Source organism: Winogradskyella sp., assembly GCF_025210595.1.
Lineage (GTDB): Bacteria > Bacteroidota > Bacteroidia > Flavobacteriales > Flavobacteriaceae > Winogradskyella.
Genome location: NZ_JAOARH010000150.1, coordinates 1 through 24,217 on the forward strand (window position 1 = coordinate 1; position 24,217 = coordinate 24,217).

The window sequence follows — 24,217 nt, forward strand, 5'->3', positions numbered from 1 at the left end:
TAAGAAAACTTGTAAGGCAAGCTAAATGTACCATCATCGGTACTTATGGTTCCTATAGTAGAACCCAACCAATAAATATTGGCTCCTGGTAAAGGCATTTCTTTAGAACTACCAGATTCTAAAATAACACCTTTTAATTGTTCTTGAGCATCTATTGTACTCAACAAGAACATAAAAAATATAATTAAATAGTTTTTCATTAATTTTTGATTTAGGTATAACAATCTGTATTGGATAATATTTACCCAACACATTAACAAAATGTGTTATCCTTAAATCAAATTAGAAAAGTTTCATTCAAGACCTGTATGTCCTTAATGAGTTTTGGTGGTGAATAATCTTTATGAGCAATAATTTGTTTTGGTAAGCTTTCATAAAGACTAATATAACTGTGTGCATAAGCAAACAAAACTTGCTTTTGAATATCATCTAAATCTTCAAAAGAATCTTTTATCATTTCACTGATGCCCTCAAAAACATCTACCTCGTCTTTACAACAAGATTTTTTTACTATTTGAGTAGAATCTGATTCTGATAAAACATCATTTGCGCATTTTTCAACCTCAGTAAATACTGCTACATCTATTAAAACACCTCCGCAGAAATGCTTCTCTATAGTTAGCGATAAGGTTGAAGCTAATACTAAAAACGATAGTACCGTTGAAAATACTTTATGTGATATTGATTGCTTCACATTGCAAATTTACAAAATTCTTAAAATTTAAAGCGTATTTATAAAATGATTAACGATTCAATTTATAATAATAAAACGCAGGTAACAACAGAATTATGCCTATAGGTTGAATTAAAAACCGTCTAATATTAAAGAACAAGTAATAGTCTTCTTGCCTAGGATTAATAACAAAATATAAAAATGGTATAAGTAAAATAAGATATGCTATACCATAGATTAAAACCGAAAACTTTATCATTATCTTATCATTAAAGATAAAATAGAGTATCCCTAAAGAAGCTAATGTATTCAATAAAAACCTTAGGCTTGTAAAAAAGACAAGTTTTGCGACTTCTCGCCTAGGGTTATCCATATAGAGATAATCATTTTCAAAAAATGTTAAATACGGATCGTAGAACAAATCATCCTCAAATGCTCTTATAGCCACCAAAATCATCATTAAAACAAAAACAAATATGTATCGTGTAAGCTTAGGCATTAGTTGTTGCAGGTTTTGAAAAACGATTCACCCACACCATCCATAATAAAAATACGGCACCGTATATAAGCATAGGAAATAGTACTTTATGCAATATGTCCTCTCTCCAAGGATAATGAAATAAACCTACAGATAAAATAACAATACGTATTAAATTAAATGCATAAATAATTATACTACCAGCAAAGCAATAAAAAATGGTTGTTTTTAGCTTACCTGCAAAAGCAACAACAAAAGATAAAAACAAAATAATAATACTTACAGCATTACAACCTTCTATGACTCTAGCAACAAACTTACCATTGATAATTACTTTCATTGAAGCTTCATTTGGGTGAGGTAAAACGTTCGCATCATATCCTACACTGTTAAGTATAGTGTTAGTTTGTCTTGCTACCAAATTGGTCATATAATCCGGATAATACTTAGAGCCATCCGAAAAACCTAAATACAACCGATAGCCAATCGTTAACACTCCATAAACAGATATAAATGTAATTATGAAAAGAATAACAAGCCTGTATTTTGTTAAAAGTTCTCTCACTTATAAAGCCATTAGTAGTTTGCTGTTAAATTTATGAAAACCCTAATTTAAAAGTGAAAGCATTTAAATATTTTTGCTGAAAAATTTATTGCTATGATTCTTGAAGATTTAAAACCCGAAATAAAAAATATCATTTCACTTAGCAACTTAAGTATAGATGAGCGACTTCTTAAAATATGTAAGCTTCTCGAAGCTAATGTTGATTATTACAATTGGGTGGGTTTTTATTTTAAAAATGGTGATAAGAACGAATTAAAACTTGGCCCATATGTTGGCGAACCTACCGACCACACAATAATACCTTTTGGAAAAGGCATTTGCGGACAAGTAGCTGTGAGTAATGAAAACTTTGTTGTTCCTGATGTATCAGCCCAAGACAATTACATTGCTTGTAGTATAACTGTAAAAGCCGAAATTGTAATTCCAATATTTGTTAATGGTGAAAACATAGGTCAAATAGATATTGACTCTAACACTCCAGATCCTTTTACAGAAGCTGACGAACGATTTTTAGAATTTGTTTGTAGTGAAGTTGCTAAAATACTTTAGCAGTTTTTAGCTTCTAATGAAGTTTTTCTCATAGAGGCTAAAGGTATTTGTTTATTTTTCTGAACAGGTATTGCTACTGCTTTACATCACCCTAATACCTAATAAATATACTACATTCCAGTTCTAATAGCTTCTACAGGATCTAATTTAGACGCTGAAAACGCAGGTATAACACCAGATAATAAGCCAATAAAAGTAGATAAGGCAAACCCTAAAAACATATTACCTAAGGACAGTACAAATGTAAAATCGTCACCAACAACACCATTCATAATTAAAGAAGTAATCCAAACTAAGAAAAGCCCAACTAAACCACCTACAACAGCTAATATTACAGCTTCAAATAAAAACTGAAATAAAATAAAACGATTCTTAGCTCCTAAAGATTTCTGAATTCCGATAAGATTTGTGCGTTCTTTAACACTAACAAACATAATATTAGCAATACCAAAACCACCAACCAATAGCGAAAACCCACTAATTACCCAACCTACACCATTAAGCATAGATATAATACCATCTACAAAAGACACTAATCCAGATAGCTTATTAATAAAGAAATCATCTTCCTCATCTGCTTTAAGTCCTCTATACGCTCTAAACTTTTGTCTTAACACATTTTCAAAAGCGCCAATATCAACTCCTGCTTTGGGTTTAATAACCACAGCACCAGGCAAACCATTAGCACCACCATTTCTAAATTGTCTCACAAAATTTGCTGGCACAAATCCTTTTCCATCAGGTGAGTCGCCTAAACCTGACCCATATTTTTTCAGCACTCCAATTACAGTTAGTTTTCTACCATAAACGCGCACCACTTTACCTATTGGGTTAGATTGATCAAAAAGATTTTCAGCTAATTCTGAGCCAATAACAATAACTGGTGCTCCAGTATCAGACTCAAGCTCAGAGTAAAATCTTCCTTTTTCTATTTTTAAATCATCAATAACATAAATACCATGCGAAATCGGAGTTACCTCAACATTTGTAACTGTTTCCGCTTGGTAACGTATGGTTTCACTGCCACCAAAAATAACATAAGCTGACTCTTCAATATCTGAAATATTTCGTCTTACAAACTCATAATCATCATATTCTGTTTGCGGATAATTATCACGTTTCCAACGAGGAACATCTGTTGGACCAAAAGAATATTTGGTTAAATACATAGTATTCTTATCTAAACCTGAAAGATTTTCTTTTATATCCTTATCTAAAGAATCTACAGCTGCCAAAACAGCTATAATTGAAAAAATACCAACAGTAACACCCAAAAGCGACAAAAACGTACGCAGTTTGTTATTTCTAAGGGCATTTAATGCAAATGAAAAACTTTCTTTGAATACTCTTAAATAGACAAGCATAATTTAGATTGTGTTAAAACAATTTAAAGATAGGACGTTTTCAACAATTTATTGTTACAAAAAACTTAAATAAACTGCTTTTTGCAATGAGATTATACTCTTTAATATGTGTATTTTTGCGACATTAAAATCAGAACATAACATTATGAGCAACAAAACCATTTCCTCTGCACTTATTTCGGTATTTAGTAAAGATGGATTAGCACCAATTGTAAAAAAACTAAACGATCTTAACGTTACAATATACTCAACTGGTGGCACTGAGAAATTTATAAAAGACTTAGGAATTGATGTCGTACCTGTTGAAGATGTTACCTCCTACCCTTCTATTTTAGGCGGACGTGTTAAAACCTTGCATCCAAAAGTATTTGGCGGCATCTTAAATCGACAAGACAACGCAAATGATGTTGCTGAACTGGCAGAATTCGAAATTCCTCAAATAGATTTGGTTATCGTAGACCTTTATCCTTTTGAAAAAACAGTTGCTTCTGGTGCAAGTAACCAAGACATTATTGAAAAAATTGATATTGGAGGCATTTCATTAATTAGAGCTGCAGCTAAAAATTACTCCGATGTAACCTGCGTATCTTCTGTTGAAGATTATTCAGAATTTTTAGAATTGCTTGAAGCTAAAAATGGTGAAACTTCAGAAGAGGACAGAAAACGTTTTGCTGCTAAAGCCTTTAATGTTTCTTCTCATTACGATACTGCTATTTTTAATTATTTCAATAAAAACAACGAAGAAACTGTTCTTAAAATAAGTGAACCTAAAGGAAAAATATTACGTTATGGGGAAAATCCTCATCAAAAAGGATTTTTCTTTGGTGATTTTGATGCTATGTTTACCAAATTACATGGTAAAGAATTAAGTTACAACAACCTTTTAGATGTTGATGCGTCTGTAAATTTAATCTTAGAATTTAAAGGTGAAGACCCAACATTCGCCATTTTAAAACACAATAACGCTTGTGGTTTTGCACAACGAAGTACTGTTTTAGAAGCATACAAAGATGCATTGGCTGGAGACCCTGTTTCTGCCTTTGGTGGTATTTTAATTAGTAATACTGAAATTGACAAAGCTACAGCTGAAGAAATACACAAACTATTCTGTGAAGTTGTTATTGCACCTTCTTTTAGCGATGATGCTCTTGAAATATTAAAAGGAAAGAAAAATAGAATTCTTTTAATCCTTAATGATATAGAACTCCCTAAAACAACGGTAAGAACCTGTTTAAATGGTGCGTTGGTACAAGAACGCGATGCAAAAACAGACGCTCTCGAAGATTTAAAAACTGTTACAAATTCTACACCTTCTCAAAGTGAATTAGAAGATTTAATTTTTGCATCTAAGCTATGTAAACACACTAAGTCTAACACTATTGTTTTAGCCAAAAACAAGCAATTGTGCGCTAGTGGAACTGGGCAAACTAGTCGTGTAGACGCACTTAACCAAGCCATTCATAAAGCAAAATCATTCAACTTTGATTTAGAAGGTGCTGTTATGGCAAGTGATGCATTTTTCCCATTTCCAGATTGTGTAGAAATTGCAGATAATGCAGGTATTAAAGCTGTAATCCAACCAGGAGGCTCAATAAAAGACGAGTTAAGTATTAACTATTGCAACGAAAATGATGTTGCAATGGTGTTTACAGGAACACGTCACTTTAAGCATTAGAATTCCCTTGCAAAAGGGAATCTTTTGTCTGAATTATTATTAGCTAAATCAACTTCATAAAAAAGACATAAGAAAACATCTATAACTATAGAAATAACGTATAATTTATTACATTTACGCTTGGTCATAAATTTTATGATTTAAATAACCCAAATTAATACAAAATAGCGCATGGGATTTTTTGATTTTCTTACTGAAGAAATAGCCATAGATTTAGGTACTGCAAATACGTTGATTATCCACAACGACAAAGTTGTGGTTGATAATCCGTCTATAGTTGCCAGAGATCGCATTAGCGGAAAAATCATAGCTGTTGGCAAGGAAGCTAATATGATGCAAGGTAAAACGCACGAAAACATTAAAACCATTAGACCACTTAAAGATGGTGTAATTGCAGATTTTGATGCTTCTGAGCAAATGATTAGCTTATTCATTAAAAATATTCCTGCTTTAAAAAAGAAGTTTTTTAATCCCGCTTTAAGAATGGTAGTTTGTATTCCTTCAGGAATTACAGAAGTAGAAATGCGAGCGGTAAAAGAATCTTGTGAGCGTGTTAATGGTAAAGAGGTTTACTTAATTCATGAGCCTATGGCTGCTGCTATTGGTATTGGTGTAGATATTATGCAACCTAAGGGTAACATGATTGTTGATATAGGTGGTGGAACCACAGAAATTGCTGTAATTGCTCTTGGTGGTATTGTTTGTGACAAATCTGTAAAAGTTGCTGGCGATGTATTTACCAATGATATTATCTATTATATGCGTACACAACATAACCTATACGTTGGTGATAGAACAGCAGAAAAGATTAAAATTCAGATTGGTGCTGCAACAGAAGATTTAGATTTACCACCAGAAGATATGAGTGTTCAAGGACGAGATTTATTAACAGGTAAACCAAAACAAGTTAATATTTCTTATAGAGAAATTGCGAAAGCTTTAGACAAATCTATTCTACGTATTGAAGATTCTGTAATGGAAACGTTATCTCAAACACCACCAGAATTAGCCGCTGACATATACAATACAGGTATATATCTTGCTGGAGGTGGATCTATGTTAAGAGGTTTAGACAAACGTTTATCTCAAAAAACAGATTTACCAGTATATATTGCTGAAGATCCTTTAAGAGCCGTTGTAAGAGGTACAGGTATAGTACTTAAAAGTCTAACAAAATACAAAAGCGTATTGATAAAATAAGAAGTGAATAATGCAACAAATCATCAATTTTGTTTTACGCAACAAAAACTTTCTGTTGTTTTTATTCCTTTTTAGTATTGCCTTAGCTTTAACCATTCAATCTCACAATTATCACAAAAGCAAGTTCATAAATTCTGCTAACGCATTATCTGGTGGAGTATACGGAACAGCTAATTCAATTGACAAGTATTTTAATCTCGAACACGAAAACGAAATTCTTGCTGAAGAAAACAGAACGTTGAGAGAACAATTATTTAATTCTGAAACGTCCTCTGAAATATCGTATATAGACACTACATATTCTAAAGGAAAGTACAAGGTAACAACTGCAGATGTTTATAAAAACAGTTATTCCTCTACCAATAATTACCTTACTATTAATAAGGGTAAAAATGACAGTATTAAACAAGATTTTGGCGTTATTACTTCAAAAGGCATTATTGGTATCATAGACAATACATCTAACAGTTACGCTACAGTACTTTCTATGCTTAACAAAAAGAGTAAGATTAATGCTAAATTAAAAGCTTCAAACCATATTGGCTCATTAACATGGAATGGCAATTCGCCAGAATATGTTCAACTTGTAGATGTATCTAAGTTTGCTCCTGTAAAAATTGGTGACACTATTGTAACTGGTGGACAATCTGCGATTTTCCCTAAGGGAATTAACATAGGTAATATTGAAAGTTTTGAAACAGATATTAGCGGAGACACGTACAATATACAAGTACGATTGTTTAATGACATGACTAATATCGGAACAATCTATATACTCGAAAATCTAGACAGAACTGAAATTACAACCCTAGAAAACAGCAGTAATGAATAGTGTTTTGGGAATAAATAGCGTTAGGTTTATTTTGCTATTGTTAGTGCAAGTCATTATATGCAGCAATATTAATTTTTTGGGATATATCAACCCTTACATCTACATCATCTTTATTTTTTTATTTCCTATTAGAGAAAACAGAATGGTTTTAATTCTATCGGGTTTTATATTAGGTATGCTCATTGATATGTTTTTAGATTCTGGAGGCGTACATGCTGCCGCATCAGTATTATTAGCTTATGCTAGACCTGTACTTTTAAAGACTTCTTTTGGTATGCTCTACGAACACCAAAGCGTTAAATTCAGTAATACAGAATTAGGCAGCCTAATTACTTATATCACTTTTGGAACAGTGATTCATCATTTGGTTATGTTTTCTCTCGAGATTTTTAACATCTCTAACATACTTTTAATATTAAAGAAGACGTTATTCTCAAGTATTTTCACTATACTACTTTCTATCCTGATTATAATTTTATTCAGTCGTAACAAAAAATGAGAAAACTATTACTATTAACAACAGTTATTCTTGTTGGTCTTGTATTTATAGCACGCCTATTCTATTTACAGGTATATAGTGGTAATGATTACGACATTTTTGAAGATACAGCTATAAAAAAAGAATACACCTACCCTAAACGCGGATACGTTTACGACAGAAATGGTAGACTTTTAGTTGCTAATCAACCCTCTTATGACGTTATGGTAATTCCTAGAGAGGTAGAACCAATGGACTCTTTAAAGCTTAAAGAATTTTGCGACTTACTAAAAATCACAAAGGAAGATTACGATAAAAAACTAAAACGCGCCAAAACCTATTCTCCAAGATTACCCTCGCCTTTTGTACCTCAGCTCTCTAAAAACGATTATGCTGTACTACAAGAAAAAATGCGAAAGTATGAAGGTTTCTATATTCAAAAACGCTCATTAAGAGCTTATCAAACTACCATAGGAGCAAATGTCTTGGGTGATATTGGAGAAGTTAACCGTAGCATCATAAAAAAACAGCCTTATTATAAATTAGGTGATTTAATAGGTAAACAAGGAATAGAAAAAACCTATGAAAAAACACTTAGAGGAGTAAAAGGAATAAAGTTTGTTCAAAAAGATAGATTTAACAAAGATCTTGGCCCTTTTAAAGAAGGAAAATTAGACACACTACCTGTACCAGGTAAAGACATAACAATAACTATAGATTCTAAACTTCAAGCCTATGGTGAGCTTTTAATGACTAATAAACGTGGAGGCATAGTTGCTATTGAACCTAGCTCTGGTGAAATTCTTGCTATGGTCTCAGGTCCTTCCTACAATCCAAATTTATTAGTTGGTAGAAATCGTTCTAAAAACTTTAACAAACTTTACAGAGACAGCATCGCTAAACCCTTATTCGATAGAGGTCTGCAAGCCATGTATCCACCTGGCTCCCCATTTAAAACATTAAACGCTCTTATTGCACTACAAGAAGGAGTTGTAACTCCTAATGATCGTTTTAGTTGCGCATTGGGTTATCGTTATGGTAATAGAAAAATGGGATGCCATGTTCATAAAAGTCCTGCAAACATGAGTATTGGCATATACGAATCTTGTAATGCTTACTTCGCTAATGTTTATCGGAAAATTATAGATAAATACGATTCGCCTGCAGAAGGCATGGATAAATGGAGTAAGCACATAAAAAGTTTTGGTTTAGGAAATTACCTCAATAACGACCTTTCTGTTGGGCAACCTGGTAAAGTGCCAACTGCTAACACTTATGACAGAGGCTATGGAAAAAACAGATGGTACACTACATTTACTATTTCTAATGCTATTGGACAAGGTGAAGTTTTAGCTACCCCAATACAGTTAGCTAATATGGCTGCTGCTATTGGTAATCGTGGTTATTTTTACACTCCTCATATTATTAAAAATATTAAAGGAGATGATATCCCTTCTAAATTTACTACACCAAAACACACCACAATAGATAAGCAACATTTTGAACCTGTAATACAAGGTATGCTCGATGTTTATAATAAAGGGACTGCAGACATGCTAAAGGTAAAAGGTATTGAGATTTGTGGTAAAACTGGTACTGCAGAAAACTTTGCTATTATAGATAGTGTTAAGACACAGCTAACCGATCATTCAATTTTTGTAGCATTTGCACCAAAGGACAACCCTAAAATAGCCATCGCAGTATTTGTTGAGAACGGCTACTTTGGAAGTCGGTTTGCAGGACGCATGGCTAGTTTAATGATTGAATACTATCTAAGAGGTGAGATCTCTAGAAAGGATATGGAAGACTTTGTGCTTCGTCATTCTTTAGAGCATGAGTACCAAAAGCCTTTTTCAGGTGAACCTTTTGGTATAAACAGACAAACAACTCTAGAAGCTATTGAAGAAGAAGAGTTTCAAAAGCTATTACAACTTAAAGCCGAAATTCCAAAGTCCTAATTCATGTTAAGAGAAAATCAAAGACGTTTTAAGTTCGATTGGATTACTATAATCCTGTTTCTTTTATTGGTCGGTTTTGGCTATGTAAACATACTTTCTGCATCGCAGACTGGTGAGATTACTGGTTATTTCAACACTTCTCAACTATACGGTAAACATCTTATTTTTATAGGACTATCATTAGTTTTAATTATCCTCATATTATCACTAGAAGCTAAGTTTTACGAACGCTTTGCGAGTATTATTTACTTAGTCGCCATTTTATCATTAATTGGACTTTTTATCTTTGGTAAAGATGTTAACGGAGCACGTTCTTGGTATGGCATTGGTAGTATGACCATTCAGCCTAGTGAGTTTGCCAAGTTTGCCACAGCATTGGCAGTAGCTAAGTATATAAGTGACTTGCAAACAAACATGAAAACGCTAAAAGATCAAATTAGAGTTGCAGCTATTATATTTTTTCCTGCTTTGTTAATATTACTACAAAATGATGCTGGTAGTACCATTGTATATTTAGCTTTTTTCTTTGTTTTCTACAGAGAAGGCCTGCAACAAGTTTACTTAATTGTAGCATTATCTTTAATATTATTAGCTGTCCTCTCCTTAAAATTTGGAATTGCAATCACAGCTATAATTGTTACCCTTGTACTTACTTTACGTTATTTTCTCAGAAAGAAGAAACGCGCATCTATACTTCAATATCTCTTAGTTTTATTCATTTCGGTTGGTTTTGCTTATGGTGTAAAATTGTTTTATAATCATGGATTAAAAACACATCAACAGAATAGAATTAGTCTGTGGTTAAGACTTGAAAAAGACCCTATAAAACTTGAACGCATGAGAAAGGCCGAAGCTTACAACCTCATTCAATCTGAGGAAGCAATTAGCTCTGGTCATATAACAGGAAAAGGATTTTTACAAGGAACCAGAACTACAGGGAAATTTGTACCAGAACAACATACCGATTATATTTTTAGTACAGTTGGTGAAGAATGGGGTTTTGTTGGTAGCAGTTTTGTAATTATTGCATTTGTATTACTCATTATAAGAATATTATATCTTGCCGAATCGCAAAAATCTCAATTTAGCCGTGTATATGGTTATGGAGTAGCTTCTATACTATTTGTACATTTCACTATAAATATTGGTATGGTAATGGGTTTAATACCAACTGTTGGCATTCCTCTACCTTTTTTTAGTTATGGAGGCTCAGGACTTTGGGGATTTACAATTCTACTTTTTATTTTTATAAAGTTAGATAGCAATAAGATCAACGAATGGTAAACTAAAAAAGACTGCTTTTAAAAGCAGTCTTTTTTATAATTTAATCACACACAACTAGTATTTAATTCAAACTTGCTAAGCTTGCCTTAATTGTTTCAATTTTAGCTAAAGCATCAGCTTCTTTTTTCTTTTCTGAAGCCACTACTTGTTCTGGAGCATTATTTACAAAACGCTCATTTGATAGTTTCTTTTGTACAGATTTTAAGAAACCTTCCGTGTAATTTAACTCTTCTGTTAGTTTCTTTATTTCTGCTTCAACATCGATACTACCTGCCATCGGAATAAAATATTCGTTAGACTTAACACGATAAGTTAAAGCGCCTTCAACGGCTCCTGAAACATATTCAAAACTATCTAGGTTACCCATTTTTGAAATAACCTCATCAAAAGTAGGCTTTACGTTTTCGTTATTAACTACAGAAAAACCTATAGCATCTTTAAAGGCTATATTTTTTTGCTTTCTAATAGTTCTAATTCCTGAAATAACTTCTGAAGCAAAATCAAATTCATTAATTAAGCTTTCATTTACAGGCTTAGCCTCAGGCCATTTTGAAATAATTAGCGCATTTTCTGGTGAACGCTCTTCAATATATTGCCAAATCTCTTCAGTTAAGAATGGCATAAATGGGTGAAGGATTTTCAAGTTATCTTCAAACAAACGTATAACCGAGTCAAAAGTTACCTTATCTATTGGACTACCATAAGCTGGCTTTATCATTTCTAATAACCACGAACAGAAATCATCCCAAATCAACTTATAAATAGCCATAAGCGCATCGCTTAAACGGTATTTACTAAAATGATCTTCTATCTCTAAAATGGTTTTCTGAAACTTGGCTTCATACCATTCTAAAGCTACTTTACTAGAGTTAGGTTGCTCTATGGTTTCACTTACCTCCCAACCTTTAACAAGTCTAAAAGCATTCCATATTTTATTAGCAAATTGTTTTCCTTGCTGGCAAAGTGCTTCATCGAACAATAAATCATTTCCTGCAGCAGAACTTAATAACAAACCTACACGTACACCGTCTGCACCAAATTCTTCGATAAGTTTTAAAGCGTCTGGTGAATTACCAAGCGATTTAGACATTTTTCGTCTTTGCTTATCTCTAACCAATCCTGTTAAGTAGACATTTTCAAATGGTCTTTGATCTTTATACTCATAACCTGCAACTATCATTCTTGCCACCCAAAAGAATAAAATATCTGGTCCAGTTACTAAATCATTAGTTGGGTAATAGTATTTTATATCTGCATTTTCAGGATTACGAATACCATCAAAAACACTTATTGGCCATAACCATGAGCTAAACCAAGTATCTAGCGCATCTGTTTCTTGCGTTAAATCGTTAACTGTTAATTGTTGATTGTTAGTCTTCTCTTGAGCTAATTTTACTGCGTCTTCAATATTCTCTGCTACTACAAAATCATTTTTCCCATCACCATAATAATATGCAGGAATTTGTTGTCCCCAAAGTAGTTGACGAGAGATGTTCCAATCTCTTATGTTTTCCATCCAGTGACGATAAGTGTTTTCAAATTTCTTTGGAAATAATTTTACATCACCATTAGTAAGTACTGCATCTAATGCTGGTTTTGCTAAATCTTCCATCTTTAAAAACCACTGATCGCTCAAACGTGGTTCTATAATAGCTTTTGTACGTTCAGAAATACCAACACGATTGGTATAATCTTCTATTTTATTAATTTGCCCTAAAGCTTCTAACTCTTTAACAATAGCCTTACGAACTGCAAAACGATCTTGACCTTCGTAATGCATACCAAAACTATTTAAGGTTGCATCTTCATTGAAGATATCTATTACTTCTAGCTTATGCTTATCTCCAAGAACTTTATCATTTTCATCGTGAGCAGGTGTTACTTTTAAACAACCTGTACCAAACTCTACATCTACATACTCATCTTCTATAATAGGAATTACACGATTACAGATTGGTACAATAGCTTTTTTACCCTTAAGATTTTGATGCCTTGGGTCTTCAGGATTAATACATATTGCTGTATCACCAAGAATAGTTTCTGGTCTTGTTGTAGCAATAGTTAAAGTTTCGTCTGTACCTTCAACTTTATAATTCACATAGTAAAGTTTACCTTGTTTTTCAATATACTCTACTTCTTCATCAGAAAGTGTTGTTTTTGCTTCTGGATCCCAATTTACCATCCTATAACCACGATAAATAAGTCCTTTATTGTATAAATCAACAAAAACTTTGATTACAGCTTCAGACATATCATCATCCATTGTAAATTTAGTACGATCCCAATCGCAAGAACAGCCTAATTTCTTTAACTGCTCAAGAATTACACCTCCATATTCGTGCGTCCAATCCCATGCGTGTTTTAAAAATTCTTCGCGAGACAGATCATTTTTATCAATACCTTCTGCTTTTAACTTTGCTACAACTTTTGCTTCTGTAGCAATAGAGGCGTGATCAGTACCAGGTACCCAACATGCATTTTTACCTAATAAACGTGCACGACGAATCAATACATCTTGTATAGTATTGTTTAACATATGACCCATATGCAATATTCCTGTAACGTTCGGTGGTGGTATTACAATGGTGTATGGTTCTCTTTCGTCTGGTGTAGAATTAAAATAGTTGTGCTCCATCCAGTAGTCGTACCACTTTTTCTCTACTGATAATGCATTATATTTTGATGGGATTTCCATATTTGGTATCGTTTTTGCTAAGTAACTGACAAAAGTACTTATATTTCTTTTTTTGAAAAATAATTAGACCACTTTATGTAGACATATACTCGAAATACTGTTAAATACTATGCATTACAACTAATTAATTTTGATGAAAGTAAAAAAGTAAGTAGTTTTGGAAGTATCAATTTAAAACTAAAATGATGAAAAATTTAATAGCAATTCTATTTGTAGGTTTAATGAGTTTGGGAGTTTCTGCCCAAGAGAAGCAAGTAGCTAAAATAGAATTTAAAACCACTGTTATTGATTACGGAACCATTGAAAAAGGATCTAATGGTGTAAGAACTTTTGAATTCACTAATACAGGTAATGCCCCTTTGGTTATTTCTAATGTAAAATCTACATGTGGTTGTACCGTTCCTAAAAAACCAAAAGGACCAATTATGCCTGGTGAAACTGGCGAAATTGAAGTAAAGTACGATACAAAAAGAGTGAATCCAATTAGAAAAACAATTACAGTTTTCTCTAACGCTGAAACTCCAACTGTAGCACTTAAAATTAAAGGCTTAGTGATAGACCCAAGTAAAACTAGTGTTTTAGAAAAGAAAGAAAAAAGTATGATTGAACAGTAGATTTCAATTACAATATTTTAATAAAATAAGCTCTCAATTTGAGGGCTTATTTTTTTTAAAGGCATTATCTAATTTAAATTTAAAAAACATTGTCTTTCCATAACGCTCAATTTTCAACCATACATTCTTACCTGTTTTTCCATGAAAAACCTCATTGATTTCAGCCAATTTTAAATCATAAACTTCTTTACCATTAACACTAAGTAAAATATCATCTACTCTTAGACCTACCGCATAAGCATTTGAAGATTTACGTAACTCTACCACTCTATAAATTGGTTTTAGCACCATTCTATGACTAATGGACAAATCTACCTTTATTGAGTTTATATTATTATCATCTCTGTAATCATCACTTTTTGGTAAATTAATTTGCTCTTTTACAAACATAGTACCATTATGCTCTAAAACAATTCCACTATTATTATAAGTAAATGGCTTTTTAAAATAGCCGTTTTTTTTAAAATGTAATCTTTCATTCTTATAATCAAAAAACAAGTTAAAACGCTTTAGCACATCACCTCCTACACTACCATTTCTGTCCTTATAAATTCTATTAACGTCAATAGACACTGAATCTGGATAAGCAACATTTACGTTATCTAAACTAAAGTCATTAAGTCTAAAATTACTTACTTTAGATCTCTTACCATATACAGAGCCACTTAATCCTTTACCCAAATAGTCAATAAAAAAAAGCGAATCATTAGGCACTAAGCCTTGCTTCTTATCTTCAAACAACCACAAAGCATCACTACTACCTGTATCTATAAGTAATTTCACATCTTGCTCTTCATTGTTAAGTATAATATCTGCATCTAAGTAAGGCTTTTTTTTATGAATTTCAATAGGAATAGTTTTCCATTTTTTAGATTTCTTAGGCTTAAATGCTTCAGGCTTATGCAGTCTTATAAATTTTGAACTGTAATTAATTTCAACAATAAAATCTTTAAAAACATCATAACCAATAATGCCATGAACAACAATTCCTAAACGTGGCGTAAAGTTTATAGACGTATCAAAAACCACATACAAATCTTGGTTATGATCTAAAGCATCACCTATCTTTAGTTTATTATGGCTAGACTTTAAAGCTTCTATCTTTCCATCAGCACCTAATCCATGTAAAAAAAATGTCTTTGTGTTTTTTAAATCTAGAGAATCATTCTCGTTTAAATTAAATAAAATAGGCTTGCTAACACCAGTATCTAACACAAAAGATAACTCTACGCCATTAATTTCTACAGGAATAATTATAAGATTTGCAGCAAACTCAAAGCTTATTTTTTGGCTAACATCATTTTTAAGAAAAAAGCCACCTTGGGCACACAAAAAGCAACAATTAAAACATAAAAAAAGTATGATTATATGCCAAAAATGTTTTTTCAATTAAGACTTAGTTTTAACTGAATTTACAAATCTTTCTTAAACTAATTATTTTAAACGCTATTTTTTACAGAAACTTTAAGAAATTTCAGAACTTAGCATTTTAATTTTTTTATCATGCCAAAAATCTCAAATAAAGGTATAAATATGCCAGAGTCACCAATTAGAAAATTGGTCCCTTATGCTGAAGAAGCTCACAAACAAGGAAAAACTGTATATTATCTCAACATTGGTCAGCCAGACATAAAAACACCAACAGTAGCGTTAGATGCTATAAAAGCAAGTGATTTAGATATTTTGGCTTATTCTAGATCTGAAGGCTCTGAAACCTATAGAAAAAAAATAGCAGAATACTATTCTCGTAACGACATAGAAGTTAGCCACAACGACATTATAGTTACTACTGGTGGTAGTGAAGCTTTACTATTTGCTTTTGGAAGTATTATGGACGAAGATGATGAAATTATTATTCCAGAGCCATTTTATGCAAATTACAACGGATTCTCAACAGCTTCTAGTGTTAATGTTGTTCCGGTAATATCTAAGATTGAAAATAATTTTGCTTTACCTTCTATTGAAGAATTTGAGAAGTTAATTACACCAAAAACTAAAGCTATCCTTATATGTAATCCTGGTAATCCTACAGGTTATTTATATTCTAAAGAAGAGATAGATAAATTGGCTGCCATTGTAAAAAAGCACGATTTATTTTTAATTGCTGACGAAGTTTATAGAGAATTTGTTTACGATGATATTGAACATTATTCTATCCTTCAAAAGTCTGGCTTAGATGAACACACTATAGTTATAGATTCAGTATCTAAACGTTATAGTATGTGTGGAGCTCGTATAGGATATTTAGTTTCAAGAAACAAAGATGTTATTAAAACTGCTTTAAAATTTGCTCAAGCAAGATTAAGCCCTCCGACTTTAGCACAAATAGCAAGTGAAGCTGCTTTAGACACACCACAAAGCTATTTTGATGATGTAACCAAAGAATATGTAAAACGAAGAAATATCTTAATTGAAGGTTTAGAAAACATTCCTGGTGTTAAAGTTGCTAAACCAAATGGAGCGTTTTATTGTATTGCAGAATTACCTGTAAAGAATTCAGATGATTTTGCACGTTGGCTATTAGAGTCTTTCGATTATGACAATAGCACTGTTATGGTTGCACCAGCAGCTGGTTTTTACTCTACTCCTGGTGTTGGTCTAAACCAAATAAGAATCGCGTATGTATTAAATGAAGATAGTCTTAAAAAAGCGGTAAAAATTATATCTGAAGCATTAAAAGTTTATAAAGACTAATGACCATAGAAAAGAATGTTTCATTACAACCTTTTAACACCTTTGGCATTGATGCAAAGGCGGCTTCTTATTGTAACATATCTACAGTAGAAACGCTTATACAAACTTTAAAAACCCAAAATGGCAACCCTTTATTTATTTTAGGTGGTGGCAGCAATATGCTACTCACCAAAGACATTGAGGCTTTAGTACTTCATATTAATTTAAAAGGTATTAAAGTCATTGACGAAACTGAAAACAAGGTTACAGTTAAAGCCATGGCTGGCGAAAACTGGCATCAGTTTGTGCTTTGGTGTTTAGAGCATAATTATGGTGGTGTAGAAAACCTGTCCTTAATTCCTGGCAATGTTGGCACATCACCTATACAAAATATTGGAGCTTATGGTGTAGAATTAAAAGATGTTTTTATGAGTTGTGATGCTATCAACATCGCTGATCAGAATACTAAAACTTTCACAAAAAATGAGTGTAAGTTTGGGTATAGAGAATCCGTTTTTAAACAAGATTTAAAAGGGGAATATATTATTACAAGCGTAACTTTTGAGTTAACAAAAACCAATCATAAACTTCATACAGATTATGGTGCCATAAAGCAACAATTAGAGCATTTTAATATTACAGAACCTACAATTCAAGAAGTTTCAAAAGCTGTAATTGCTATTAGACAGAGTAAATTGCCAGACCCTAAAGAGATAGGTAATAGTGGTAGTTTTTTTAAAAATCCTATTATCTCAATAGACCAATTTAAAAAATTGCAGGAAAACTTCCCAGACGTACCATCATACAAGGTTTCGGACACAAAGATAAAAGTACCTGCTGGTTGGCTTATAGAAAAAGCTGGTTTTAAAGGAAAACGTTTTAATGATTATGGCGTACACAATAAACAAGCTCTGGTTTTAGTTAATTATGGCAATGCCAAAGGAAATGACATTTTTCAATTAGCACAATTAATTCAGAAAACGATTAAAAGATTATTTAATATCACTATAGAAACTGAAGTAAATATAATTTAAAACAAAAGCCGTAATGTAAATCACGACTTTTGAATTTAGAATAATCTTTTTTAAAATGCTATTAACCAATCTCTTTGGAAGAGAATTATTCTAAGATTTTTAATCTTAAACACCTTATAATTAATATAATGTATTTAAGTATATTTACGTTAACAAATCCTTTTTGGATGTCATAAAAGCCAGATAATTAATATTTTAATATTTTGAAAGCTACACCAACAGAGCAAAAAATAATTGATTTTCTTAAAACGGGAGATAAGCGTGCTTTAAATCTACTGTACGAAAATTATTCCAATAGCTTATATGGTGTTATTTTAAAAATTACAATTAACGAAGAAGTCGCTCAAGACGCTCTACAAGAAACCTTTATTAAGGTTTGGAAAAATGCTCACAAATACGATTCTAGTAAAGCAAAACTATTTACCTGGTTATTTAGAATTGCCAGAAATACAGCAATAGATAAACTACGAAGTTTTAATAATCGATATCAAAAAGAAGTCCAAATAGACACTTCAAACGTATATATCTTACCTTCAAGCAATTTAAACCAAGATGTCTTGGATATTAAAGAGCATGTTGGACGACTCGAAGAAAAGTATCAAATTGTGCTTAAAGCTTTATTTTTTGAAGGCATGACACAACAAGAGGCAAGTGACGAATTAAATATTCCGCTTGGCACAATTAAATCGAGATTAAAAATAGGGTTACGAGAACTAAAAAAAGTTTACAATCCATAAATAATATAGATATGGAAACAAAATTACATAGCTTTTTAAATTCTAACTTACTCAATAAATATTTAGTAGGCGAAACTTCTTATGAAGAAACTAAAGAAGTAGAATTTTACATAAACAATTATCCTGAAGCAGCAGAAGCTTACGAAAAACTTCAGAATAACTTAGAGCTTATCGCCAAAGCAGGTGCAGTAGATGTACCTAATCATATATTAGGAAATATTTTAGATGCTTTAGATGAAACTAAAGACACTAAAGTTATTCAATTAGTACAACACAAAAAAATTCCTTGGTATAGTATTGCCGCTAGTGCAGCAGCCGTTTTATTTGCAGCAACAACATTTTTCTTATATCAAAAAAACCTAAGCTTATTGGATGAAAACAACATTGTTGTAGATGAAATTTTTGATTTAAGAAGCGATATAGAAAAAAACAATGCAAAGCTAACTGAGTTAGCTAAGGAGTTAAGTAAATTAAACCATCCTGATGCTCTAAAATATGTTATTAACGGTAATGAGCGCGCAAAGGATCTTAAAACCGTAGCCTATATTAACCCAGTAGATAAAACATCGGTATTAGATGTTATTAAACTACCTGAGCTACCTGAAGATCAGCATTATCAGATTTGGGCAGAATTACAAGACAGAATGGTTAATCTAGGCATCCTAAATGAATCTGACCGAAATAAACTGAAGACAATTCCGTATATGGAAGATGCATTAGCTTTAAGTATTAAAATAGGTACAAAAGGTGACCACGCTAATGAAAATAATACTGAAGTTGCAGAAATTACTTTAAGAGAAAAATAAGATTATTAAACTTCGACCTCGCTAAACACAGGCACTTGTTAGAAAACAAAACCTACCATTGTGAAATTGTTTCATAATGTTAGGTTTTGTTTTTTGAAAAAGCTTCTTTTTATTCAAAATTTTAAAAGCGTATTCTTTTTCAAATAATGATTTATGAATAATACTAACTATTATAGTTTCTTATAATTTATAGCACATAGTTTATAAGATTAAGTCACAATCAAATAAGAGTAAAAATAAATGTAAAAGCATTATCTTTGCATAAATTTTTAAGTATTACAATACACATGAAATTATTTCTTCTCACTCTTGGAATGTTAGCTGTAGCTATTGCTGGTATATCTATAAAGCTTTGGGCAAAAAAAGATGGTAAGTTTGCTGGTACTTGTGCTAGTCAAAACCCAGTGTTAAATAAAGAAGGAGAAGCTTGTGGATTTTGTGGAAAAACTCCAGACCAATTTAAAGACTGCAACGACCCTCAACACTCGTAGATTTTAATGGATATTGCCACTATATTGTTTTGGACTTTTATAGTCATTGTTGGCATTCAGGTTATTTATTATTTAGCTTTTCTTTTTTCTTTTTCTATTAAGCGTACAGAGACTCGTTTAAAAAAGCACATTCCACTATCAGTTATTATTTGTGCTAAAAACGAAGCTGATAACTTAAAAAAGAATCTTAGATATATATTAGAGCAAGATTACTCCAATTTTGAAGTTGTTCTGGTCAATGACAGCTCTTCTGATGACACATTAGAAGTAATGAAAGATTTTGAAAGCAAACACAACAACATTAAAATTGTAGATGTAAAATCTAATGAAGCTTTTTGGGGAAACAAAAAATATGCATTAACCTTAGGCATAAAAGCCTCAACGCAAGATTTTTTAGTGTTTACTGATGCTGATTGCAAACCAAACTCTAACAAATGGTTATCACACATAAGCAGTAAATTCTCTAACCAAAAAGCTATTGTATTAGGCTATGGCGGTTACGCTAAAAAGAAATTTTCGTTATTAAATCTACTTATTCGTTTTGAAACCGTAGTAACTGCATTACAATATTTTTCTTATGCAAAATTAGGATTACCGTATATGGGAGTTGGCAGAAATATGGCATATAGAAAAGAGTTATTTTTTAATAATAATGGCTTTAACAGTCACATGAAGATAAAATCTGGTGATGATGATTTATTTATAAATGAAATTGCCAATAGTAAGAATACTGCACTATGTGTTTCTAATGAAAGCTTTACTATTTCTGAGCCAAAAACATCTTTTAAAGATTGGATTATACAAAAACGTAGACATATAAGTACTTCAAGCTTTTATAAAACTAAGCACAAATTTTTATTAGGTTTATTTTACACTTCACAATTATTGTTCTGGATTTTCGGAATATTACTTTTGGTCTTAAGCTATGATTTTAAATGGGTAATATCACTAATTGCTTTGCGATTTATAATTCAACTTTTAAGTTTTGGACTTACGGCTAAAAAATTAGACGAAGTTAATCTTGTATTTTTCGCTCCTTTTCTAGAAATATTTTTAATTAGTACGCAATTAAGTATATTTATTGCTAACCTAATATCTACACCAAAGCATTGGAAATAAATGACGCAATAAATAAAGCCAAAGAGAATGACCAGATTGCGTTCAACTTTCTCCTGGATACATTTTGGAATGACGTCTATGCTTTTCAATTAAAACGTACCCAAAACGAAAACGATGCTGAAGATATCACTATTCAAACATTTTCTAAAGCTTTTGATAAGATTAACACCTATAAGGAAGACTATAAATTTAAAACTTGGCTAATTACTATTTCTAAAAATATTCATATAGATTTAGTTAGAAAGCAAAAAAAATCAATCCGAAATACATCTAAGGATAATGAAGATAGTTATCTCGAAATTATTGATGACTCTCCTACTCCAGAAGATAAGATTATTACAGAGCAGAATCTTGCCAAGTTACTTAAAGACATAAAAAAACTTAAGCCTCATTATCAACAAGTAATTAACTTAAGGTATTTTCAAGAATTGAGCTACAAGGAAATATCTGATGAGCTTAAAGAACCTATCAATAATGTTAAGGTAAAACTGTTAAGAGCAAAAAAGCTTTTAGCTGCTATTATTACCAAAACATAATGTTATCTAAATTTAAAAAATTAGGACCAGGTTTACTTTTTGCTGGTGCTGCCATTGGTGTATCACATTTAGTACAATCTACAAGAGCTGGTGCAGACTTTGGCTTAGGATTACTTTGGGCATTGTTACTAGTTAACTTATTTAAATATCCTTTCTTTCAATTTGGGCCAAGGTATGCTTCTGCAACAGGCGAAAGTTTACTAGAAGGCTATCGTAAACTAGGAAAAAGCATCTTAATTATTTACTTTATTCTAAACCTAGCAACCATGTTTACCATACAAACAGCCGTAACTATAGTTACTGCAGGTTTGGCAAATTCGTTATTTGGTGACATTAGCTTTTTAAATTTTGGCATAGATAGCATTAGCAGCGTTGAGATATGGACAATCATTATATTACTCGTTTGTTTATTCATTCTTTTTTTAGGAAAGTACAGCACTTTAGACAAGCTCATTAAAGTAATCATTATAACACTTACAATAAGCACATTATTTGCTGTCTGCTTTGCATATACAGAATTTGACAAAGCACTCTCATTCACTCAGATTTTTCCAGAAAACAAAATAGAAATTGCTTTTTTAATCGCCTTTATGGGTTGGATGCCTGCTCCATTAGATATTTCTGTATGGCATTCTATTTGGGCTATAGAAAAGAAAAAGGACGACAGCTCGTTTTCTCCAAAAAACGCATTATTCGATTTTAACATAGGTTTTATTGGAGCTATAGTTCTTGGTATAGCATTTGTTTGCTTGGGCTATTTTGTCATGTTTAATACCGACGACACTTTTAGCAATAAAGCTGGTGTATTTTCTAATCAACTTATTAATCTATATACAAAAAGCTTAGGTGACTGGGCAAAGATTATTATTGGTATTGCAGCTTTTACAACTATGTTTAGCACCACAATTACAACTTTAGATGCCTCACCAAGAGCCATGTCTAAAAGTTTGGATATACTTTATAATAAGACCAATAATAACGGCTATTTATACTGGATTTTAATTTTAACTTTTGGTACAATATTTATCTTCTTTGGGTTTGCCTCAGAAATGGGCTTACTCATTAAAACAGCTACAATACTATCGTTTATTACAGCACCTTTTTATGCTGCTATTAATTACAAGTTAATTTCTAGCAAGCACACACCAAAAGCTTGGAGGCCAAGCTTGTTTCTTCATATTTTATCGTGGATGGGAATACTATTTTTAATAGGTTTCAGTGTATGGTATCTCACTATATTATAAAATAACAAAGACTTATTTATACTCTATAATTAAAAACTCAGCTGTTGTTTCACCTATATTAAGCACTTTGTGTTCTGTGATTTTGTCTTTTGAAAAACTATAACCTTTAGGCACATCAACTTCTCGTGTTCCTTTGGTATCAGTAATTCTAAATTTGCTGCCAGAAAGCGTATAACCAAAGTGCGGATTATGATAATGCTTTTCGTGCCCAACATTTGGAGGAAACACACATTTTAGCACACGTAAGTCTTTATTTTCTTCTAAGACCTTGCAAACAGATTTGCCTTTCCAACCAGCTTCTAAAGGATCTGGCAAGTGCGATGTACTTTTACAATTCAATACAGAAAGTAAAAAAACACCCAACAGCAGACATAAAAGATTTTGTTTCATAACACTACTAAAGTAACATAAATTGAAAATCAACATAACAAAATAACATTTTTTATCGTTTTAAATCTTATGAAAGCCCATAATGGGCATTTGGCAGGCAATGTTCATTACCCACCGAAACAATTAAATAAATGAACCATAGGTTTTTGACAAAATTTAAATAAATGAAAAAAATAATACTCCTTTTATTCATCATTGGTTTAGTATTCTTTGCATTTCAATTTAAACCTATTGAAAAGGCCATAGAAACTGCTACTGCCATTATTGAAACACCTAGTTTAATCAATAAGGATAGCTTAACCATAAAATCTAGAGTCAATATTCCTAAAGGATATAAACGCGCTGCATATCCTAAAGGAAGTTTTGAAGATTATCTTAGACACTACAAGCTAAAACCTTTCGGAAGTAAAATTATTAATTATGACAATTCTGAATATTTCTGGCAAGGTGGACATATAGGAATTTTAGAAGTTCCTGTTCCTAAAAACGGTTTACAACAATGTGCTGATGCGCTTATAAGAATACGCAGCGAATACCTATGGGATAACAATAGAAAAAATGAAATCGGATTTAATTTTACCTCTGGCCATTATTGTTCTTGGAAAAAATATGCTGAAGGTTATAGGCCAAAAATTAAAGGAAACCGTGTTAGTTTTCACAAAACAGCAAGTGCAGATCATTCAAAAACTAATTTCTATAAGTTCTTAAATTTAATCTATACCTATTCTGGCACTTTATCTTTATTTAACGAATTAGAATCTATAAAAGCAAAGGATTTAAAAATTGGCGACATGCTCATTAAAGGTGGTTCACCAGGACACA

General features: G+C 31.8%; 25 protein-coding genes. 17 read left to right on the forward strand and 8 right to left on the reverse strand.

Going from position 1 to position 24,217, the window contains the following annotated elements; genetic code table 11:
- The 4 genes from N4A42_RS14045 to xrtF form a co-directional block, all read right to left on the reverse strand.
- A partial coding sequence (locus tag N4A42_RS14045; RefSeq protein WP_294075308.1) for a hypothetical protein occupies nt 1–200 on the reverse strand: 200 nt, incomplete at its 3' end.
- Nucleotides 201–277: 77 nt separating this feature from the next.
- The gene (locus tag N4A42_RS14050) at nt 278–694 is read right to left on the reverse strand and encodes a hypothetical protein (RefSeq protein ID WP_294075310.1); all 417 of its coding nucleotides are present in this window, start codon (nt 692–694) and stop codon (nt 278–280) included.
- A 49-nt stretch (nt 695–743) separates the two neighbouring features.
- Nucleotides 744–1,172: an exosortase F system-associated protein gene (locus N4A42_RS14055; RefSeq protein WP_294075313.1), complete on the reverse strand. Its 429-nt coding sequence runs from the start codon at nt 1,170–1,172 to the stop codon at nt 744–746.
- On the reverse strand, nt 1,165–1,716 hold the full coding sequence (xrtF, locus tag N4A42_RS14060; RefSeq protein WP_294075316.1) for an exosortase family protein XrtF: 552 nt from the start codon (nt 1,714–1,716) through the stop codon (nt 1,165–1,167). The genes N4A42_RS14055 and xrtF overlap by 8 nt, the downstream gene beginning before the upstream one ends.
- Nucleotides 1,717–1,809: 93 nt before the next feature.
- Between xrtF and N4A42_RS14065 the strand changes: the two genes are divergently transcribed.
- Nucleotides 1,810–2,265, forward strand: a complete 456-nt coding sequence (locus N4A42_RS14065) for a GAF domain-containing protein (RefSeq protein WP_294075318.1) — start codon at nt 1,810–1,812, stop codon at nt 2,263–2,265.
- 110 nt (nt 2,266–2,375) lie between these two features.
- Here N4A42_RS14065 and N4A42_RS14070 read toward each other — a convergent pair whose 3' ends face one another.
- Nucleotides 2,376–3,629: an ABC transporter permease gene (locus tag N4A42_RS14070; RefSeq protein ID WP_294075321.1), complete on the reverse strand. Its 1,254-nt coding sequence runs from the start codon at nt 3,627–3,629 to the stop codon at nt 2,376–2,378.
- Between the two features lie 145 nt (nt 3,630–3,774).
- On the opposite strand from N4A42_RS14070, the gene purH reads away from it, so the two are divergent.
- The 6 genes from purH to rodA all read left to right on the forward strand — a co-directional run bounded on the left by purH (nt 3,775) and on the right by rodA (nt 11,056).
- On the forward strand, nt 3,775–5,304 hold the full coding sequence (purH, locus tag N4A42_RS14075; RefSeq protein ID WP_294075323.1) for a bifunctional phosphoribosylaminoimidazolecarboxamide formyltransferase/IMP cyclohydrolase: 1,530 nt from the start codon (nt 3,775–3,777) through the stop codon (nt 5,302–5,304).
- A gap of 171 nt (nt 5,305–5,475) precedes the next feature.
- Nucleotides 5,476–6,504, forward strand: a complete 1,029-nt coding sequence (locus N4A42_RS14080) for a rod shape-determining protein (protein ID WP_294075327.1) — start codon at nt 5,476–5,478, stop codon at nt 6,502–6,504.
- 10 nt (nt 6,505–6,514) lie between these two features.
- Nucleotides 6,515–7,336, forward strand: a complete 822-nt coding sequence (gene mreC, locus N4A42_RS14085) for a rod shape-determining protein MreC (RefSeq protein ID WP_294075330.1) — start codon at nt 6,515–6,517, stop codon at nt 7,334–7,336.
- Entirely contained in the window at nt 7,329–7,835 is a 507-nt protein-coding gene (gene mreD, locus N4A42_RS14090) for a rod shape-determining protein MreD (RefSeq protein ID WP_294075333.1), read from the forward strand. Before mreC ends, mreD begins: the two co-directional genes overlap by 8 nt.
- Nucleotides 7,832–9,772: a penicillin-binding protein 2 gene (gene mrdA / locus N4A42_RS14095; RefSeq protein WP_294075335.1), complete on the forward strand. Its 1,941-nt coding sequence runs from the start codon at nt 7,832–7,834 to the stop codon at nt 9,770–9,772. The genes mreD and mrdA overlap by 4 nt, the downstream gene beginning before the upstream one ends.
- Before the next feature lie 3 nt (nt 9,773–9,775).
- Nucleotides 9,776–11,056 (forward strand): rod shape-determining protein RodA, encoded by a 1,281-nt coding sequence (gene rodA, locus N4A42_RS14100; protein ID WP_294075338.1) that lies wholly within the window; start codon nt 9,776–9,778, stop codon nt 11,054–11,056.
- Nucleotides 11,057–11,117: 61 nt separating this feature from the next.
- Here the strand turns inward: rodA and N4A42_RS14105 are convergent, their stop codons facing one another.
- A complete protein-coding gene (locus N4A42_RS14105; protein ID WP_294075341.1) occupies nt 11,118–13,751 on the reverse strand; it encodes a valine--tRNA ligase in 2,634 nt (877 codons plus the stop codon).
- A gap of 185 nt (nt 13,752–13,936) precedes the next feature.
- On the opposite strand from N4A42_RS14105, the gene N4A42_RS14110 reads away from it, so the two are divergent.
- Nucleotides 13,937–14,365, forward strand: a complete 429-nt coding sequence (locus tag N4A42_RS14110; protein WP_294075343.1) for a DUF1573 domain-containing protein — start codon at nt 13,937–13,939, stop codon at nt 14,363–14,365.
- Nucleotides 14,366–14,398: 33 nt separating this feature from the next.
- Here N4A42_RS14110 and N4A42_RS14115 read toward each other — a convergent pair whose 3' ends face one another.
- On the reverse strand, nt 14,399–15,697 hold the full coding sequence (locus N4A42_RS14115; RefSeq protein ID WP_294075345.1) for an aspartyl protease family protein: 1,299 nt from the start codon (nt 15,695–15,697) through the stop codon (nt 14,399–14,401).
- Nucleotides 15,698–15,868: 171 nt separating this feature from the next.
- Here N4A42_RS14115 and N4A42_RS14120 point away from each other — a divergent pair, with 171 nt between their 5' ends.
- From N4A42_RS14120 to N4A42_RS14155, 8 genes are all read left to right on the forward strand, one after another.
- A complete protein-coding gene (locus N4A42_RS14120) occupies nt 15,869–17,059 on the forward strand; it encodes a pyridoxal phosphate-dependent aminotransferase (protein ID WP_294075347.1) in 1,191 nt (396 codons plus the stop codon).
- Entirely contained in the window at nt 17,059–18,072 is a 1,014-nt protein-coding gene (murB, locus tag N4A42_RS14125; RefSeq protein WP_294075349.1) for a UDP-N-acetylmuramate dehydrogenase, read from the forward strand. Before N4A42_RS14120 ends, murB begins: the two co-directional genes overlap by 1 nt.
- A 203-nt stretch (nt 18,073–18,275) precedes the next feature.
- The gene (locus tag N4A42_RS14130; RefSeq protein WP_294075351.1) at nt 18,276–18,809 is read left to right on the forward strand and encodes a sigma-70 family RNA polymerase sigma factor; all 534 of its coding nucleotides are present in this window, start codon (nt 18,276–18,278) and stop codon (nt 18,807–18,809) included.
- 11 nt (nt 18,810–18,820) lie between these two features.
- Entirely contained in the window at nt 18,821–19,615 is a 795-nt protein-coding gene (locus N4A42_RS14135; RefSeq protein ID WP_294075353.1) for an anti-sigma factor, read from the forward strand.
- A gap of 287 nt (nt 19,616–19,902) precedes the next feature.
- Nucleotides 19,903–20,106, forward strand: a complete 204-nt coding sequence (locus N4A42_RS14140) for a membrane or secreted protein (protein WP_294075355.1) — start codon at nt 19,903–19,905, stop codon at nt 20,104–20,106.
- A gap of 6 nt (nt 20,107–20,112) precedes the next feature.
- Nucleotides 20,113–21,225 (forward strand): glycosyltransferase, encoded by a 1,113-nt coding sequence (locus tag N4A42_RS14145; protein WP_294075357.1) that lies wholly within the window; start codon nt 20,113–20,115, stop codon nt 21,223–21,225.
- Entirely contained in the window at nt 21,216–21,761 is a 546-nt protein-coding gene (locus N4A42_RS14150) for a sigma-70 family RNA polymerase sigma factor (protein WP_294075360.1), read from the forward strand. Before N4A42_RS14145 ends, N4A42_RS14150 begins: the two co-directional genes overlap by 10 nt.
- Nucleotides 21,761–23,005 (forward strand): Nramp family divalent metal transporter, encoded by a 1,245-nt coding sequence (locus N4A42_RS14155; protein ID WP_294075362.1) that lies wholly within the window; start codon nt 21,761–21,763, stop codon nt 23,003–23,005. Before N4A42_RS14150 ends, N4A42_RS14155 begins: the two co-directional genes overlap by 1 nt.
- A 12-nt stretch (nt 23,006–23,017) precedes the next feature.
- Here the strand turns inward: N4A42_RS14155 and N4A42_RS14160 are convergent, their stop codons facing one another.
- On the reverse strand, nt 23,018–23,395 hold the full coding sequence (locus N4A42_RS14160) for a cupin domain-containing protein (RefSeq protein ID WP_294075364.1): 378 nt from the start codon (nt 23,393–23,395) through the stop codon (nt 23,018–23,020).
- A 164-nt stretch (nt 23,396–23,559) separates the two neighbouring features.
- Between N4A42_RS14160 and N4A42_RS14165 the strand changes: the two genes are divergently transcribed.
- Nucleotides 23,560–24,217: DUF4846 domain-containing protein (locus tag N4A42_RS14165; RefSeq protein WP_294075366.1), on the forward strand; the 658-nt coding region annotated here is incomplete at its 3' end.